This window comes from Pelagerythrobacter marinus, from assembly GCF_034375205.1.
GTDB classification, from domain to species: Bacteria; Pseudomonadota; Alphaproteobacteria; order Sphingomonadales; family Sphingomonadaceae; genus Pelagerythrobacter; species Pelagerythrobacter marinus.
Genome location: NZ_CP139719.1, coordinates 1,781,280 through 1,795,717, shown reverse-complemented (window position 1 = coordinate 1,795,717; position 14,438 = coordinate 1,781,280). Strand labels below are relative to the sequence as shown.

General features: G+C 61.4%; 20 protein-coding genes. All 20 read left to right on the top strand.

What is annotated here, in order from left to right; all coding sequences use genetic code 11:
• The first annotated feature begins 67 nt into the window (after window positions 1–67).
• A complete protein-coding gene (locus T8T98_RS08680; RefSeq protein ID WP_322295569.1) occupies window positions 68–319 on the top strand; it encodes a hypothetical protein in 252 nt (83 codons plus the stop codon).
• Window positions 316–792 (top strand): helix-turn-helix domain-containing protein, encoded by a 477-nt coding sequence (locus T8T98_RS08675; protein WP_322295568.1) that lies wholly within the window; start codon window positions 316–318, stop codon window positions 790–792. The genes T8T98_RS08680 and T8T98_RS08675 overlap by 4 nt, the downstream gene beginning before the upstream one ends.
• Entirely contained in the window at window positions 789–1,136 is a 348-nt protein-coding gene (locus T8T98_RS08670; protein ID WP_322295567.1) for a VRR-NUC domain-containing protein, read from the top strand. Before T8T98_RS08675 ends, T8T98_RS08670 begins: the two co-directional genes overlap by 4 nt.
• Window positions 1,136–1,798, top strand: a complete 663-nt coding sequence (locus T8T98_RS08665; RefSeq protein ID WP_322295566.1) for a hypothetical protein — start codon at window positions 1,136–1,138, stop codon at window positions 1,796–1,798. The genes T8T98_RS08670 and T8T98_RS08665 overlap by 1 nt, the downstream gene beginning before the upstream one ends.
• A complete protein-coding gene (locus T8T98_RS08660; RefSeq protein ID WP_322295565.1) occupies window positions 1,776–2,072 on the top strand; it encodes a hypothetical protein in 297 nt (98 codons plus the stop codon). The genes T8T98_RS08665 and T8T98_RS08660 overlap by 23 nt, the downstream gene beginning before the upstream one ends.
• A gap of 219 nt (window positions 2,073–2,291) precedes the next feature.
• Window positions 2,292–2,843: a hypothetical protein gene (locus tag T8T98_RS08655; RefSeq protein ID WP_322295564.1), complete on the top strand. Its 552-nt coding sequence runs from the start codon at window positions 2,292–2,294 to the stop codon at window positions 2,841–2,843.
• 63 nt (window positions 2,844–2,906) lie between these two features.
• On the top strand, window positions 2,907–3,548 hold the full coding sequence (locus T8T98_RS08650) for a hypothetical protein (RefSeq protein ID WP_322295563.1): 642 nt from the start codon (window positions 2,907–2,909) through the stop codon (window positions 3,546–3,548).
• Window positions 3,549–4,006: 458 nt separating this feature from the next.
• Window positions 4,007–4,189: a hypothetical protein gene (locus T8T98_RS08645; protein WP_322295562.1), complete on the top strand. Its 183-nt coding sequence runs from the start codon at window positions 4,007–4,009 to the stop codon at window positions 4,187–4,189.
• A gap of 58 nt (window positions 4,190–4,247) precedes the next feature.
• Window positions 4,248–4,691: a terminase small subunit-like protein gene (locus T8T98_RS08640; RefSeq protein ID WP_322295561.1), complete on the top strand. Its 444-nt coding sequence runs from the start codon at window positions 4,248–4,250 to the stop codon at window positions 4,689–4,691.
• 95 nt (window positions 4,692–4,786) lie between these two features.
• The gene (locus T8T98_RS08635) at window positions 4,787–6,178 is read left to right on the top strand and encodes a hypothetical protein (protein ID WP_322295560.1); all 1,392 of its coding nucleotides are present in this window, start codon (window positions 4,787–4,789) and stop codon (window positions 6,176–6,178) included.
• On the top strand, window positions 6,175–8,247 hold the full coding sequence (locus T8T98_RS08630) for a portal protein (RefSeq protein WP_322295559.1): 2,073 nt from the start codon (window positions 6,175–6,177) through the stop codon (window positions 8,245–8,247). The genes T8T98_RS08635 and T8T98_RS08630 overlap by 4 nt, the downstream gene beginning before the upstream one ends.
• Window positions 8,244–8,612 carry a hypothetical protein gene (locus T8T98_RS08625; protein WP_322295558.1) on the top strand — a complete coding sequence of 123 codons (369 nt, stop codon included), beginning with the start codon at window positions 8,244–8,246 and terminating at the stop codon, window positions 8,610–8,612. The genes T8T98_RS08630 and T8T98_RS08625 overlap by 4 nt, the downstream gene beginning before the upstream one ends.
• 37 nt (window positions 8,613–8,649) lie before the next feature.
• Window positions 8,650–9,657: a hypothetical protein gene (locus T8T98_RS08620; protein ID WP_322295557.1), complete on the top strand. Its 1,008-nt coding sequence runs from the start codon at window positions 8,650–8,652 to the stop codon at window positions 9,655–9,657.
• Between the two features lie 12 nt (window positions 9,658–9,669).
• Window positions 9,670–10,641 carry a DUF5309 domain-containing protein gene (locus T8T98_RS08615; protein ID WP_322295556.1) on the top strand — a complete coding sequence of 324 codons (972 nt, stop codon included), beginning with the start codon at window positions 9,670–9,672 and terminating at the stop codon, window positions 10,639–10,641.
• Window positions 10,642–10,714: 73 nt separating this feature from the next.
• Complete coding sequence (locus T8T98_RS08610) at window positions 10,715–11,014, top strand: hypothetical protein (RefSeq protein ID WP_322295555.1); 300 nt, start codon at window positions 10,715–10,717, stop codon at window positions 11,012–11,014.
• Window positions 11,011–11,667, top strand: a complete 657-nt coding sequence (locus tag T8T98_RS08605; protein ID WP_322295554.1) for a phage adaptor protein — start codon at window positions 11,011–11,013, stop codon at window positions 11,665–11,667. Before T8T98_RS08610 ends, T8T98_RS08605 begins: the two co-directional genes overlap by 4 nt.
• A gap of 1 nt (window position 11,668) precedes the next feature.
• Window positions 11,669–13,075: a hypothetical protein gene (locus T8T98_RS08600; RefSeq protein ID WP_322295553.1), complete on the top strand. Its 1,407-nt coding sequence runs from the start codon at window positions 11,669–11,671 to the stop codon at window positions 13,073–13,075.
• Window positions 13,072–13,275, top strand: a complete 204-nt coding sequence (locus T8T98_RS08595; protein ID WP_160732414.1) for a hypothetical protein — start codon at window positions 13,072–13,074, stop codon at window positions 13,273–13,275. The genes T8T98_RS08600 and T8T98_RS08595 overlap by 4 nt, the downstream gene beginning before the upstream one ends.
• Entirely contained in the window at window positions 13,272–13,631 is a 360-nt protein-coding gene (locus tag T8T98_RS08590; protein ID WP_322295552.1) for a hypothetical protein, read from the top strand. The genes T8T98_RS08595 and T8T98_RS08590 overlap by 4 nt, the downstream gene beginning before the upstream one ends.
• A gap of 88 nt (window positions 13,632–13,719) precedes the next feature.
• Entirely contained in the window at window positions 13,720–14,289 is a 570-nt protein-coding gene (locus tag T8T98_RS08585; RefSeq protein ID WP_322295551.1) for an HNH endonuclease signature motif containing protein, read from the top strand.
• Window positions 14,290–14,438 lie beyond the last annotated feature (149 nt).

Genomic DNA, 14,438 nt, shown 5'->3' with positions numbered 1-14,438 from the left:
AACCCGATCCTTTCCCCAAGGCCCTTATCGCTATCGGTATCGCCCTGATTATCGCGGGTGTGGTGCTGTGAAGGTTCTCGTTCGCGACAGTCGCACCTGCTTTCGCTGCGGCGCAATCTACGGCCGGTGCGAGCATACGCACGGCAAGGTGGATAATCGCTACATCGAAATGCCCGATCGCCAGGACGGTTGGAAAGAAAGCGAGATCGCAGCCCTTATCGCCGCTCGCCGCGAGGGCCTGTCCTATTCGCAGGTGGGACGCCTCCTCAATCGCACAAAACACGCTGCTCAGGCCAAAGGCCAGAGTCTCGGCCTATGACCGCCCCCCTGACACAAGAGGAACGCGAGCGCGTCGGGATCTGTCGTGGCAGTGCCGAACTGCTGGCCGCGCTGTGGCGTGAGCATCCCGAGCGAATGGAGCCGCTTTACAAGGCCGGCCATGCGCCCGCCCCGTCGAAGCCGCCGCCGCCACCGCTGCCCCCGATAGTTTTCCGGCCGCTAGGTGTGGCCCGGGACCTGCTGGACAGCGTTGCCGAGGACTTCGGCGTATCGCACGGCGAGATCATCGGGAACGGGCGCAGCGCCAAGCTGGTGGAAGCCCGCGCGGTCGTCATCACGATCCTGCGTGCCCGAGGCTGGTCCTATCCGCAGATAGGCAAAGTGCTGGGTGATCGCGACCACAGCACGGTCATCCACGTTGCCGGTAAGCTGGACATCTACGCTGAGCGCAACCCCGTAGTGGGGCAGTCCCTTCGCAGGCACGACCACCTGATGGCGAGGGGGCAGGTATGAGGAAAGAAACCCGCCTCCAGCGCGACATTCGCCACTATCTCCAGCTTCACGGCTTCAAGTCGGTTGCCGTTCCCAACGGGGCGACCCTTGCCGGCAATGCAAAGCAGCGCGCCATTCAAATGGCGAACCTCAAACGGGACGGGCTGACCCCCGGTTTCCCCGACCTGATCGTGTTCGGCCCTGACCGCGTTGGCTTCATCGAGGTCAAGCTGGAGGGAGAATACGCCACTGACAAGCAAATGGAGGTCGAGGACTGGCTGACGGGCTGGGCGGGGCAGAAATACGCTGTGTGCCGCTCCCTGGAGGACGTGCGGGACACCCTGAGCGAGTGGGGGTGGGCCTAATGAGCGTGATCGCCACTGCTGTCCGCCATCTAATGGCCGCCGGTGTGACTGGCGAGGAACTCTGCGCTGCAATCGCGGAAATGGAGGCGGATATTCGCGCCGAACCGAAGCCGCGCAGCGCGGGCGCTATTCGCCAACAGCGCTACAGGGAGCGTAACAAAGCGTCACAAGTGACGGAAAGTGACGGATGTGACGCTTCTCCCTCCCTTTCCCCCTCCCCCAAAGAAAATAAATCAAACCCCCACCCCCATACCCACCCGGAAAACACTACGCGCACGCGTAAGGCCGAGGATTTTCCCTGCCCTGACTGGGCAGATCCGAACGTTTGGCGGGACCTCAAGCGGAACCGCAAGGCCAAGCGCCTCGCGAACACCCCCACTGCCCACAAGCGCTTCGTCGAGGCTGTCGAGGCCATGGCGGACGACGAGTGGCCGCCTGGCCGCCTGCTGGAAGGCATCGTCGCCAAGGGCTGGGGCGGCGCACACGATCCACGAGAAAACGGGAAATCGAACAATGGCAACGACTTTCGGAAAAGCAGCGGCACAGGGCCTGACAAGCGTAGCGGACTCGCAAGGGCAATCGACGCAGAACTCGAACGGGTATCCGCATTTCCTCAAGTGCCTGCGGATGTGGCAGGCGATGCTGCCGAAGAAGGCTGGTGACGAAATCGACGGGGAACTGCTGGCGCGAGGCTACTGGCGCATGATCGGCCAGAGCCTGACCGAGGCGGAAATGAGCGCCCTGACCGAGCTGGTGCTGGATCGCTGCCGCTGGTTTCCCACGGTTGCCGAATGCCGGGACCTGATGCGCGAGAAGTCCTACACGAACCCGTTCTATCGCGGTCGGCGTGATGCCGAACTGACCTCGCAAGGTTACGAGCGGCCGAAGCAGCTTACCGGCGCGACGATCCACCAGATTACGGACGCGCGGGCATGACCTCCCCTGTCACCATAGGCCGGGCGGATGCAGCATGAACCGGGCTTCACCCCCACACGCGGGAGAAAGCCCCGCACCGGCGAGCGTCGTCTCATCGTCCAGTTCCGCTGCGGATACGTGGATAAGAAGCACACCTACACCGCTGAGCAGCTTCGCTGGAGCGACACGGGAGACGATTGGGACATCATCGCGGTCAAGAGGGCTTAAGGGAGAAGTGAAATGATCTACGAACTGATTGCATTCGGAGGCATCGTCTTCTGGACTATCGTCGCGGCGGCGCTTCTGGCGACCCTGTTGTTTCTCAAAGGCTTCGCGGAAGGTGACCGAATTGGGACCGCCATCGGCTGCACAGTGATTTTCGGTGGCTTCCTCTTTGCCTTCTCGGATTTCCCATCAATCGACCTCCAGTCGGCCGCAATTGGTTTGGGCGCCTACATCGCGATTGCACTGGTATGGGCGTCCGCTCGTTGGTTCTTCTTCCTGCGGAAAATACGCGATTTCGTGTTGAATAACAAGGAAATGTCGCGCACTAAAATAGATAGCGAGCTTGCTTATAAGTTCGACACTCGATCCTTCCCGCCGACTGCCAGCGAGCACTCTGGGCGGCTGTGGTTCTGGTCAATGTATTGGCCGCTCGACATGTTGGCCGAGACGCTAACCGGCCCCTTGAACTGGATATACGACCACTTCGTTCTGGTCTTCTCCAGCATTAGCAGGCGCGTGTTTTCTGGCGTCACCCTCCCGCCGCGTGAAGGTGGGCCGGGGCTATGATTAAAGCACTGGCAGACAGATCCAGAGGTGGCTCGCGGGCCGTAGTTAAGGGAGGCATATAGGATGGCAAAGACGCGCACAGACCCGCTCGCCAAGCGCCGGGACGAAAACTATCTCCAGTGGCGCTCCCGTGTCGCTCGCGCCCGAGAGACGCAGCGCAGGCAGGGGGAGGGCATTGTCACCCCCGAGACGCTGCGGCAGGGCGGGCTGGTGGAAGGCTATGCCCCCACGCAGGAACGCGCGCGGACCTATCACCGCAAGCAACGCTCTGCCCTGAAGGCGATGCACGACCGTGGCTCCCTATCAAGCGAACAGTTCGGGGCGGCATTGCAGATCGCCCGCATTGCCGAGCGGATCGAGCGCGAAGCCGGGGTATCGTGCGCCAGCATGGAAGCGAGGGTGGATTGTTCGGGTTCGGCATCGGATAAGCTGGTCGAGAGCCTGTATGACGTTCGCGCCGAGCGGGCTTACACGCAATGGCGGCAGTCTCTCCCGCTGCCTCGCCGCATGATCGTGGACATGGTGCTTCGCGACCACCGGCTGAAGGCCATTGCCTCCCGATACAACATGGGCTGGCCCAAAGCGCAGCGTTTGCTTGGGCAGGCGCTGGACAAGTGGGCAGATATCTACCGCAAGGCGATGCGGGAGATCGACCAGGAGGACGTGGACGCCATGCACGAGCGGCTTGGAACAAAGTGCGCCTAGACCACGAACAAAGGTTGACACATGCCTCGAAATATGCCATGTCCGCAATCATACAGAGATGCGCCCGGAAGGGGTGCGACTGAGTTTCACGAATTGCTGCGGGCGTATAGAGCCGCCTACGCCACAAGGCCCGGATGACAGGCCCGGGTCCGAAGGCCCGCAGCAACCTTAATTGCCGTGTTGCCCGCGCAGAGCGTTGGGATTGGCGACATGCCCACGGCAGCTATTTGCGAATTGCTGCGCGGTCCTGAGTTGGTCCTCGCCATAAGCCCTGGATGCCGTGCCCAAGGTTGAGGTCGCGCAGCAACCCCTTAGAGCCTCGCCCTAACCGGCGGGGCTTTTTGCATTCGGCCCCTAATCGGGTCGCGTCCCGATCCACCACCGGTCAAGTCAGGTATCGCACAGGGATGCGAACACGGTGCCGCTGCGATCGGGGCAGATATTCGAGAGGTAGGGCGATGGCTCGCTACGTCACCCGCGCCCGTCGCGAGAAGGCTGACAGCGATTGGTATGAGCCGCCCCTGATTACCAATATCGAGGTAACGGAAAGCGAGCCTGTCTGGACGGGCCTGCTGGACCGCGACGGCAACGACATCATGCGGATGAACGACCCTATCGGGTTCATCCATTTCGACGACTGATACACACCGCATACACACCGGCCCACCGCCTAGCGGAGCCGGGGGAAAGCGAGAGACGATGGCGCGCCCGACGATCTACGATCAAGAGTTGGCGGACAAGATACTCGACCGCATCTCTGACGGCGAGAGTCTGCGTAAGATTTGCTGCGATGACGACATGCCGGGGCAGACGACGGTTTACCGTTGGCTCAGGCAGGACGAAGAGTTTCGGCAGCAATACGCGAGCGCGCGTGAGCTTCAGGCCGACACGTTGTTCGACGAGACGCTGGACATTGCCGACGACGCGACCAACGATTGGATGGTCCGCTACGGGAAAGAGGACGAGGCTCCGGGCTGGAAAGAGAATGGTGAGGCCATCCGGCGGAGCCAACTGAGGATCGACACTCGTAAGTGGATTGCTGGCCAGCTTCGCCCGAAGGTTTACGGTCCGCGGGTCCAGCAAGACCACACGCACGCGGTCGATGAGGATTTGGCCGAATGGCTGGGCCGCAAGACCTCCTAAGGGAGGCGATGAAGCGGTGGCCTGATAAGCTCTCGCGCCTTCGGGACGGTTTCTACAAGATCAAGGGTAAGGACGGGAAGGTTGTCCCTTTCCGAATGAACGCCGACCAGGAGAGGTTTCTCCAGGAGCGGCACGGCATGGACGTGGTGCTGAAGGCTCGGCAGAAGGGCTTCACCACCGTAATCCAGCTCGACATGCTGGACGACTGCCTGTTCGTTCCGAACACTTCGGCGGGCGTCATCGCCCACAACCTGAACGATGCGAAGGCGTTCTTCGCAGACAAGATCAAGTTCGCATATGACAATCTGCCGCAGGCCTTCCGGTCGCTAGTCCCTGCCGAGCAGGACGCGGCTGACAGCATGAAGTTCGGCAACGGATCGAGCATTCGTGTCGGCACATCTCTGCGCTCTGGCACGCTCCAGCGGCTGCACGTAAGCGAATACGGTAAGCTGTGTGCGAAATATCCTGAGAAGGCCCGAGAGGTCCGCACGGGCGCGTTTAACACGGTTCAGGCGGGACAGAGCATAACGGTCGAAAGCACGGCTGAGGGGCAGGCTGGCGACTTTTACGCCATGTGCCAGAAAGCTGAGCACAAGATGCAGAGCGGGGAGTCACTAAGCCCGCTGGACTTCAAGTTTCATTTCTCGCCTTGGTTTACCTCGCCGGAGTATCGTCTCGCCCCTGAGGGCGTCGTCATCACGAGTGAGATGGCGACATACTTCGACAAGATCGAGCCGTATGTCATCGAGGTGCAGGGTGAGCCGCTCGATGACGAGCAGCGCGCTTGGTATGTGAAGAAAGCCGAGCAGCAAGGCGACGACATGAAGCGGGAGTTTCCTTCGACGCCGAAGGAGGCTTTCGAGGTAAGCGTAGAGGGTGCGTATTTCAGCACTCAGATGGCAACGATGCGAAAGCAGGGGCGCATCTGCCGCATCCCGATACTGGACGCCCCGGTCTATACGACTTGGGATTTGGGATACGACGACAGCATGACGATCACATTCTGGCAGGATGTCGGGATGGAGCGCCGCGCGATCGACTATTACGAGAACAGCGGGGAGGGCTTCGGGCACTATGCCCGCATTCTTCGCGAGCGAGGATACGACTACAGCGAGCACTGGATGCCGCATGACGTGGAAGTTCACCTCCTGAATAAGGAGGCGACGACCCGCAAGCAGGAGGCCGAAAAGGCCGGCATCAGGCCGATACGCACGTTAAAGCGCATCCGCACCGAACAGGACGGTATTGAGGCGAGCCGGACGTTTTTCCCGAACGTCTACATCGACGAAGAGCGGTGCGACCGGCTCATCAAGTGTCTCGATAACTATCGCAAGGAATGGGACGACAAGCTGGGCGTGTTCAAGGATCGGCCCCGGCATGACGAGTTCTCACACGGTTACAAGTCGTTCGAAAGCGCGGCCATTCGCCCGCAACCGAAGGCAAGCAAGCCGCTGGATCTGAGCAAGCTGAAGAGGGCGATGGTATGAACGAACCGACCAGCCCTGAAGACCTGGCGGCGATCCTCAAGCGCGAATACGAGGCGGCCGACGACTATCACGACCAGATAGAGCAGCTTCAGGAAGAGGCGTTTCGTTATTACGAGGCCCAGCCCTTCGGTAACGAGATCGACGGGCGTTCGCAGATCGTCCTGCCCGACGTGCAGGAAACCTGCGATGCGATGCTTGGGATTATCCTCAAGATGTTCGTCTCGGGCGACCGAGTGGTTGAGTTCGAAGCGACTGACGAGGATGACGAGCAGTCGCTGGATGATGCGACCGTTGCGATCGAACACGTGTTCATGCGCCAGCAGGACGGCTATCGCGTTCTGAACGACACTGGCATGGACGGCCTTCAGCGCAAGATCGGCATTTTCAAGGTCAGCTGCGAAGAGGACGAAAAGGTATCGCGGCAGTGGGTCGAGTTTGCTCACCCGTTGCAACTTGGCATGATCGAAGGCGAGGTCGAGGACGTCCGCGAAAACGAGGACGGTTCGGGCCGGGCGCTGGTGAAGACGCAGCGCACGATCAAGCGCTATACGATCCATTCTGTCCCAACTGACGAGTATCGCTTCAGCCCTGCGGCAGCGCACGAGGACACGGCGGATTATCAGGCGCATGTCCGCCCGATGACCCGTTCGGACCTGGTGGAAATGGGGTTCGACCGCGATCAGGTCTATTCCCTGCCGTCCTACACGCAGGCGCTTACCGAACGGGTCGAAAGTAACAAGCTCGACAGCTACAATCGCGAGGAATCGACGCCAGCGCTTGAGGAAGTGCTGCTGTGCGAGGAATACGCGCATATCGACGTGGACGGCGACGGCATTGCCGAACTGGTGAAGTGCTACCGGGTCGAGAATGAAATCCTGATCGACGCGGAGACTGGCGAGCCGTCGATTGAGACGATTGACGAGCAGCCGTTTAGCGTTTTCTGCCCGTTTCCGCGCCAGCACCGCCTTATCGGCTATTCTCTGGCCGACAAGGTTATGGATCTTCAGCTGCTGCGCTCGCACTTTGCACGCCAGCTGATCGACGGGATGGCCTTCGCCAACATGCCGCGTCCTTACGTGGACATGGCGGCGACGACCGACGAGACGCTTGACGACCTGCTGAACCCGATCCCCGGCGCTCCGGTGCGCGGACAGGGGCCGAACGGGGTCACGAACCTACAGACGCACTTCAACATTGGCGACAGTCTCCAGGCGATGGAGTGGGTCAGCCGGGAGAAAGAAGGCCGCACTGGTGTAGGCCGCTCGACCCCGACGCTGGACGAAAATTCGCTCAATAATCAGACTGCCACTGAGTTTGCCGGTCGCGAAGGCAAGGCGGAGACGCAGCAGGAATACATCGCCCGCAATCTGGCGGAAGCGATGGCCCGCGCATTTGCCAAGCTCTATCGCCTGATGCGTGTCGAGGCGGAGCCGTTCCGCATCAAGGTGGACGGCAAATATCGCCTCGTGGACCCGTCGCAGTGGCCTGAGGATATGAACGTCCGGGTCAACGTGGGGCTGGGCAACGGCAGTAAGGAAAAGCGCATCATGGCGCGCACCGCTCTGCTGGGGCCGCTTCAGGCTGCGATCGAGCAGGGACTGTCCGGGCCGGAACATGCGTTCAACTGGTTTGACGGCATGGCGCGGGATACCGGCGTCGGGCAAGGTGAGGACTTCATGTATGACCCGTCCGACCCCGAGGTTCAGCAGCGCATGGCGGCGAAGGAACAGCAGCCCGACGCTGACGTGATCGAGGTGCAGGGCAAGCTTGAGCTTGAGCGCGAGAAAGCCGGGGCTGACGCGGCGCTCCAGCGGCAGAAGGCTGAAGAGCAAGCGCTGTTGCAGCGCCAGAAGACTGAGGCTGACATTGAAACGCAGCGCCAGAAGCACGCGATGGACATGCAGGTCATGCGTGAACGCGCGGCGCTGGAGAGCGAACTGGCCCGGGACAAGGCGGCTGAGGAACTGAGGCTGGCGCGTGAACGCATGGCGGCTGAGGCGGAGTTGAAGCGCGAGTTTGCTGACGCGAACGTGTCGCAGAACCGGCCCGGTGGGAGCTTGGCAGAATGATCCGTAACCTCGCCGTCCGCCTTATCCTGTGGCTCTGCAATCGCTTCGACGTTTGGCCCGTAGAGGAAGCCCGTCGCAACATGGGCGGGGACAAGAAGGCCCGCTCGCTTCGGTTCGAAGAGTTCGCCCGCGAGGAAGGCGGCCTGTTCGACCTGCTGGACAAGATCAAGGCGGAATACCTCGCCAAAATGGGGCAGGTGAAGCCCGGGGATGCAAAGACGCTGGAGACGCTGGCAATCGGCGCTCGGGTTACCGACCAGCTGGCCGCTCAGGTCCGTAGCGTGATCGCGGCGGGCAAGATCGAAGACGCAAACGAGGATCGCCGGGCGAAGATGAACGTCACGCCGATCCGCAAGAGCATTTAGCCGCCCCTAGCGGGCAAACCACCACGAGGAAACCGATATGGCCCACCAGCAGCAAGACGCTGGAGCCGTTGACGTGCCTGTTACCCATACGGTTGACAGCGCGGCGGCGGCTCTTTCGCAGGCATTCCAGCAGGAACCTGAGGAACACGACGAGGGGCAGGACGAAGACCCCAACGTCAACGACGAGTTTGCCGACGAGGACTTTGCCGAGGAAGGCGAGGAAATCGAAGGCGAAGAAGAACAGGGTGAAGGGGGCGACGAACCGGACGAGCCGGCCATCGACGCGCCTGTCAGCCTGACAGCGGACGAGAAAGAAGAGTTCAGCCAGCTTCCCAAGGAAGCCCAGGATTACGTGACTCGCCTTGAACAGCGCCGCAATTCGGACGTGCAAAAGATCACGACCAAAGCAGCCGAGGCCCAGCGAGTAGCTGAAGCGAAAGCAGCCGAGGCCGACAACGAAGCGAAGCAGCGCTACGCAAGTCAGCTCAAGCAGTTTGTCTCGGCTTTTGAGCCGCAGGCACCTGACCCGCAGCTGGCCTATAGCGACCCGCAGCGTTTCGTCGCCATGAAGGCCCAATACGACGCCCACAAGGCCCAGCACGACGAGCTTGTGCAGCAGGTGGAGTCGATCAGCGCGGAAGCCGACGAAGAAGCCCAGCGGGCTTTTGTCGCCCAGCGCGACCGCGAACTTATGGCCATCCCCGAGATCGCCAACGAGGAAACCCGCAAGGCTTATCTCGACAAGGCAATGGGGGTCGCAACCGAGCTTGGTTACGACATCTCCGAACTGGCTGCCAATATGAGCGCGTCCGATGTGAAGGCGCTTGCTCAGGCGGCCGACTGGAAGGCCAAGGCCGAGAAATACGACATGGCAATGTCGCGCCAGATGAAGCGCGTGAGGGCTGGCAAGAAGCGCGCCCTCAAGCCCGGCGCCGCCCAGCCCAAGGGCAGCGGCAACCGTGCTCTTTCGCAAGCAAAGCAGCGGCTCGCCCAAACGGGGAGCGTCGATGACGCAGCCGCTGCGTTCAAGGAAATCCTCTCGTAAGGAAACGAAACAATGGCTGTGCCGACCAACACGGTTCAGACTTTCTCGCGCAACAGCATTCGCGAGGATCTGACCAACATCATTTCGAACATTTCGCCCACGGATACGCCGTTCATGTCGAATATCGGCACCGGCAAGGCCAAGCAGCGACTGCACGAATGGCAGAAGGATTCGCTGGCCTCTCCTGACGGTGATAACAAGACCATCGAAGGCGACGACGTTACGGCCGACCCCGCGGCGGCCACCTCGCGTCTGAACAACTACACGCAGCTGTCGGACAAGGCCGTCTCGGTTTCTTCGACGGCTCGTGCGGTGGACAACGCGGGCTACGCCGACGAACTGGCCTACCAGGTCAGCAAGCGTGCCAAGGAACTGAAGCGCGACATCGAAACCCGCATCAACGGCAATTTTGCCGCTGTGCCGGGCGGTGCGGGCACTGCTGGTGAAACGGCAGGCTCCGTTGCGTTCATGTATACCAACGTGGACGCCGAGGCGACCGGGACCGATCCGACCCTGTCGGGCGGGACTTCGGGTTATCCGAACGCGGCGGCCGGCGCGGGTGTCGCTCGCGCCTTTACCGAGGCCCAGCTGAAGAATGTCCATGAGCTTGCCTGGACCGAGGGCGGCGAACCGACGATGCTCATTATGTCGGGTAAGCTGAAGCAGGTTGCTTCGACGTTCTCGGGCATCGCCGCGCAGCGCAAGGAGAACACCCGCGGCCAGGCGACCATCATCGGGGCGGCCGACGTCTATGTGGGCGACTTCGGGGAGGTCAGCTTTGTTCCGTCGCGCTTCTGCCCGACTGACGTTGCCCAGCTTATCGACCCGTCGCTTTGGAAGCTCATGGACCTTCAGCCTTATCAGCTCGAAGACCTCGCCAAGACCGGCCACAGCGACAAGAAGATGCTGAGCCGCGAATACGTGCTCCAGTGCCAGAATGAAGCTGGTAACGGCATCATTCGCGACCTCGACCCGGACGCCTAACTCCGGTCAACTAGAACAGGGGCTGGGCCTTCGGGCCTGGCCCCTTTTTGCGTGAGGGGCCGAGATGCGATCCTTGGGATACGACCAATTCGGAAACGAGCAGTTCGTGAAGACCAACCCGGACGGCACGTTCTCCCTCGTGACGAAGTATGCGGACACCCGCCGCACGCTAGACCGTAATGCGGCGCTCAGGTCTGCCGGGCACGGCAACGGCAAAGACGTAAAGCTCGCCGCGTCGATTGACGGCGCGGTTGTGGCCAAGTGGATGCAGGAGGGCATGAACCCCTTCGATCCGAACAACCGTAAGAAGTTGCGGAGCATTCTGAACGACAGCGATTACAGAAAGTTTCGGATTTGGGAGGGGCGCTTGTGACGATTGCCGTTTCGACCTCCCCGGCCAACTCCATCTCGAACCTGTCCGATCTCGTGGCGGAAATCCGCGACGAAATGGACGATGACGCCTATCCGCTCGACAAGATCAACCGGGCCATTGGACGGGCTGAGGCGGTGTTCAACCGCGAATTGCGCTGCCCCCGGATGGAGACGGAATACGTCTTCACCACTTCACAAGAGGAAACCGACCTGCCGCTGGACTTTCTCCAGCTGCGCTCGGTTTACGCTGAAGGCTCGCCCGACAATCCGCTTACGTCGATGTCTCCGAACGGGTTGCGGCAGCTCTACCGGGGCATTTCAGGGGTGCCGATGGCCTGCGCTATCGAAAACCGCCGCCTCGTTATCGCCCCTGTTGGCGAGACGACCCTGACGATCCTTTACTATGCGCGCATTCCGGCGCTTACGGACAGCAACCCGACGAATTGGCTGCTGGACGAACACCCCGATGTTTACCTGCACCAGGTTCTGTCGATCCTGTTCAATAAGACGGGTGACAGCGAGCGGGCGGCGCTCAATCTCGACATCGCGACCAGCCTGCTTACGCAGATCAACGACAGCGGCAAGAAGAACCGCTGGGGGGCGGGGCCGTTGACCCCGCTGGGCGTAACGCAAGTGTGCGGCGCGCGTATCTGACATGCGCTGGCCCCTTCCGCCGTTCCTGCCCGACCAGTTGCCGCGCGGGGACATCCTGACTGTCTGTAAGAACGTTTATCCCGCACAGAACGGCTATCGTCCGGTCGGGGGCTTCGAAAGCATTTCAGAGCCGCTTCCCGCGACCTTCAAGGGCGGTGCCAGCTTCATTTCCACCGGCGGGGGTGCCTTCCTGCTGGCGGGCACGTCGAACGGCCTCGTGCGGCTTTACAGCGGGGTCTGGAGCGATCTTCTTACGTCGCTCACTGTGCCGTCGCGGTGGAAGTTCGCGCAGTTCGGCGATTACGTGGTGTGCGTCAACGGCGGCATCACTCAGCAAGTGAACCTGCCAGCCAGTTCGGCAAGCGCCATCGCTGGGGCGCCTACCGGGACTGACGTAACGGTCATTGGCGATCACGTCATTATCGCTCAGCCGGATGGTGACAATCTCAAGGTGGCGTGGAGCGCGTTCAACGATCATACCTCGTGGACGCCCGGTGTCGATCAGGCTGGCGAGCAAATCATGCTGACCGGCGGCGAGGTCATGGGCGTGGCCGGGGGCGAATACGGCGTCATTCTCCAGCGTCAAAGGCTGGTGCGTATGAGCCGCACGGGGGATGCGGACGCGCCGTTTCAGTTCGACGAGATAAGCACGAATTTCGGGTGCGCTTCGAAGGCTTCGATTGTGCAGTCGGGGCGCACGGTATTCTTTCTGTCTGACCGTGGGTTTATCGCGCTGGACGATGGGCAGGCCATTCGTCCCATCGGCAATGAAAAGTTCGATCGCTCGTTTCGCGAACAGCTTGGCGAGGATGCTTTCGAGAATATCTGGGCCGCGGTGGATCCGAAGCGCACGCTGGTCATCTGGGGTATCCCCGGCGTGGTCGGCACGGCATGGGTTTACGATTGGGCACTCGACCGCGCCAGCACGATTGAGATGCCGTTCGACGGGGTGTTTTCTGGCTTTGAGAACAGCATCGACCTGGACGCGCTGGCGGTCCTTTATCCCGATCTCGACGCGATGCCTTACACGCTGGACGATCCGCGCTGGAGCGGCGGTGCCCCGCGCTTGTATTTCGTGCAGGACGGCGAGGTCGGCACGCTTGAAGGCCAGAACATGACCGCGACCCTGAAGGGTGGACGGTTCACGCCGAACCCGAACCGGGTGACGCGGCTTAGGGCCGTGTGGCCCGACACTGACGCAATCGACGGTGTGACGGTCAACGTTACGTCGGCCCAGCGCCGGGGCGATGCAGGAATTGTCGATACGGGCAGCAACCTGCAAGCGTCGGGGCGGATACCGCTTCAGGCGCGCGGCAAGTATATGGATTTTGAGACGGTCATCGCAAACGACCGCTGGACCTACATCGAAGCGCTGGAGTTGGAACAGTCGGCAGGGGGGCTGCGATGACGCCGCGCGTTCCGGTTGACGACAAGACTGCTGACTGGCCGCGCAAGGTGGCGCAGGCGATCAACCGGCTCATCGGCAAGGCAGTCGAGAGGGACGGGCAGACGATCTACACCGCCCCGACGATTAGCGACCCGCCGACACAGGCGCAGGTGCAGGCAATTGCGGATGCACTTGAGGCGGTTTCGGACAGGCTGAAATGAGGTTTGGCGAGCAGGCGTATCTGCCATTCCGCGAACAGTTCGTTGCGCTCGATCCCGAGCGTTACCCGCCAGAATACATCGACGCGCAGGTTTGGGCGGGGTTCTGGGCCTGCTGGGGAACCGAAAACGCCGCGATACTGGCGGAAATCAAGACGTATCCCAGCGGATTGAGGGAGGTGCATGGCCTCGCCGCTGCGGGCGATGTGCAGGAGATCGTCGCGCTCATCCCGATGGCGGAAGCGTGGGGCAAGCAACAGGGGTGCCGCCTGGCAAGCATCGAAAGTCGCCCGGGGTGGGCCAAGGTGCTGGACGGCTACGAAGTCGACCAGGTGCGGATAGTGAAGGAATTGGACTAAGGCCACCTTTTGTTCTAAGGTCAGCGGGCCGCAACGGTGCTGGTAACACCGCGCGGCCCTGACCAACACGAGCGATAGGAGCGCCCGCATGGCTAAGAAGCCTCTACCCACCCCCGAACAGCTACGTCAACTGCTGCGGTATGAGCCTGAGACGGGCAAGCTTTATTGGCGGGAGCGGCCCGCCGACCTATTCCAGGCGCGGGGCAAGTTTCCACCAGAACACGGAGCAAAAGTTTGGAACGCGAGGTGGGCCGGGGCGGAGGCGTTCACCGCAGTCGCGAAAGAGGGCTATCACGTGGGGGCGATCAACTTCCGCACTATGAGGGCGCACCGGGTAATCTGGGCAATAGTTTATGGGGCGTGGCCGGTGGGCGAGATCGACCACATCAACGGAATCCGGTCTGATAATCGCCTGTGCAACCTGAGGGTGGTTAGCCCCTCAGCAAACCGGAAGAATATGAAGCGCCGGAAGGATAATCCCAGCGGGGCCACAGGGGTCTATTGGTGGCCCACGTCGCGCAAATGGCGTGTGCAGATCAAGTCATGTGGTGAACGCCGTCACATTGGCATGTTTGATACATTTGAAGAAGCGGTCGCGGCACGGAAGGCGGCGGAAGCTAAGCACGGCTTCCACCGGAATCACGGTCGGCCAGCCTAAGAACGGGAGGCTACCATCGGACTTTCCTCGAAAAAGACGAAGACGACACAGACGAACAAGCCGATCTACTCGCGCCAGATCGAGGGCGCGGCGAACGCTCAGCAGGCGGCTTATAACCAGTCGAGGGGCAAGATCGCGGACGTTTCGGA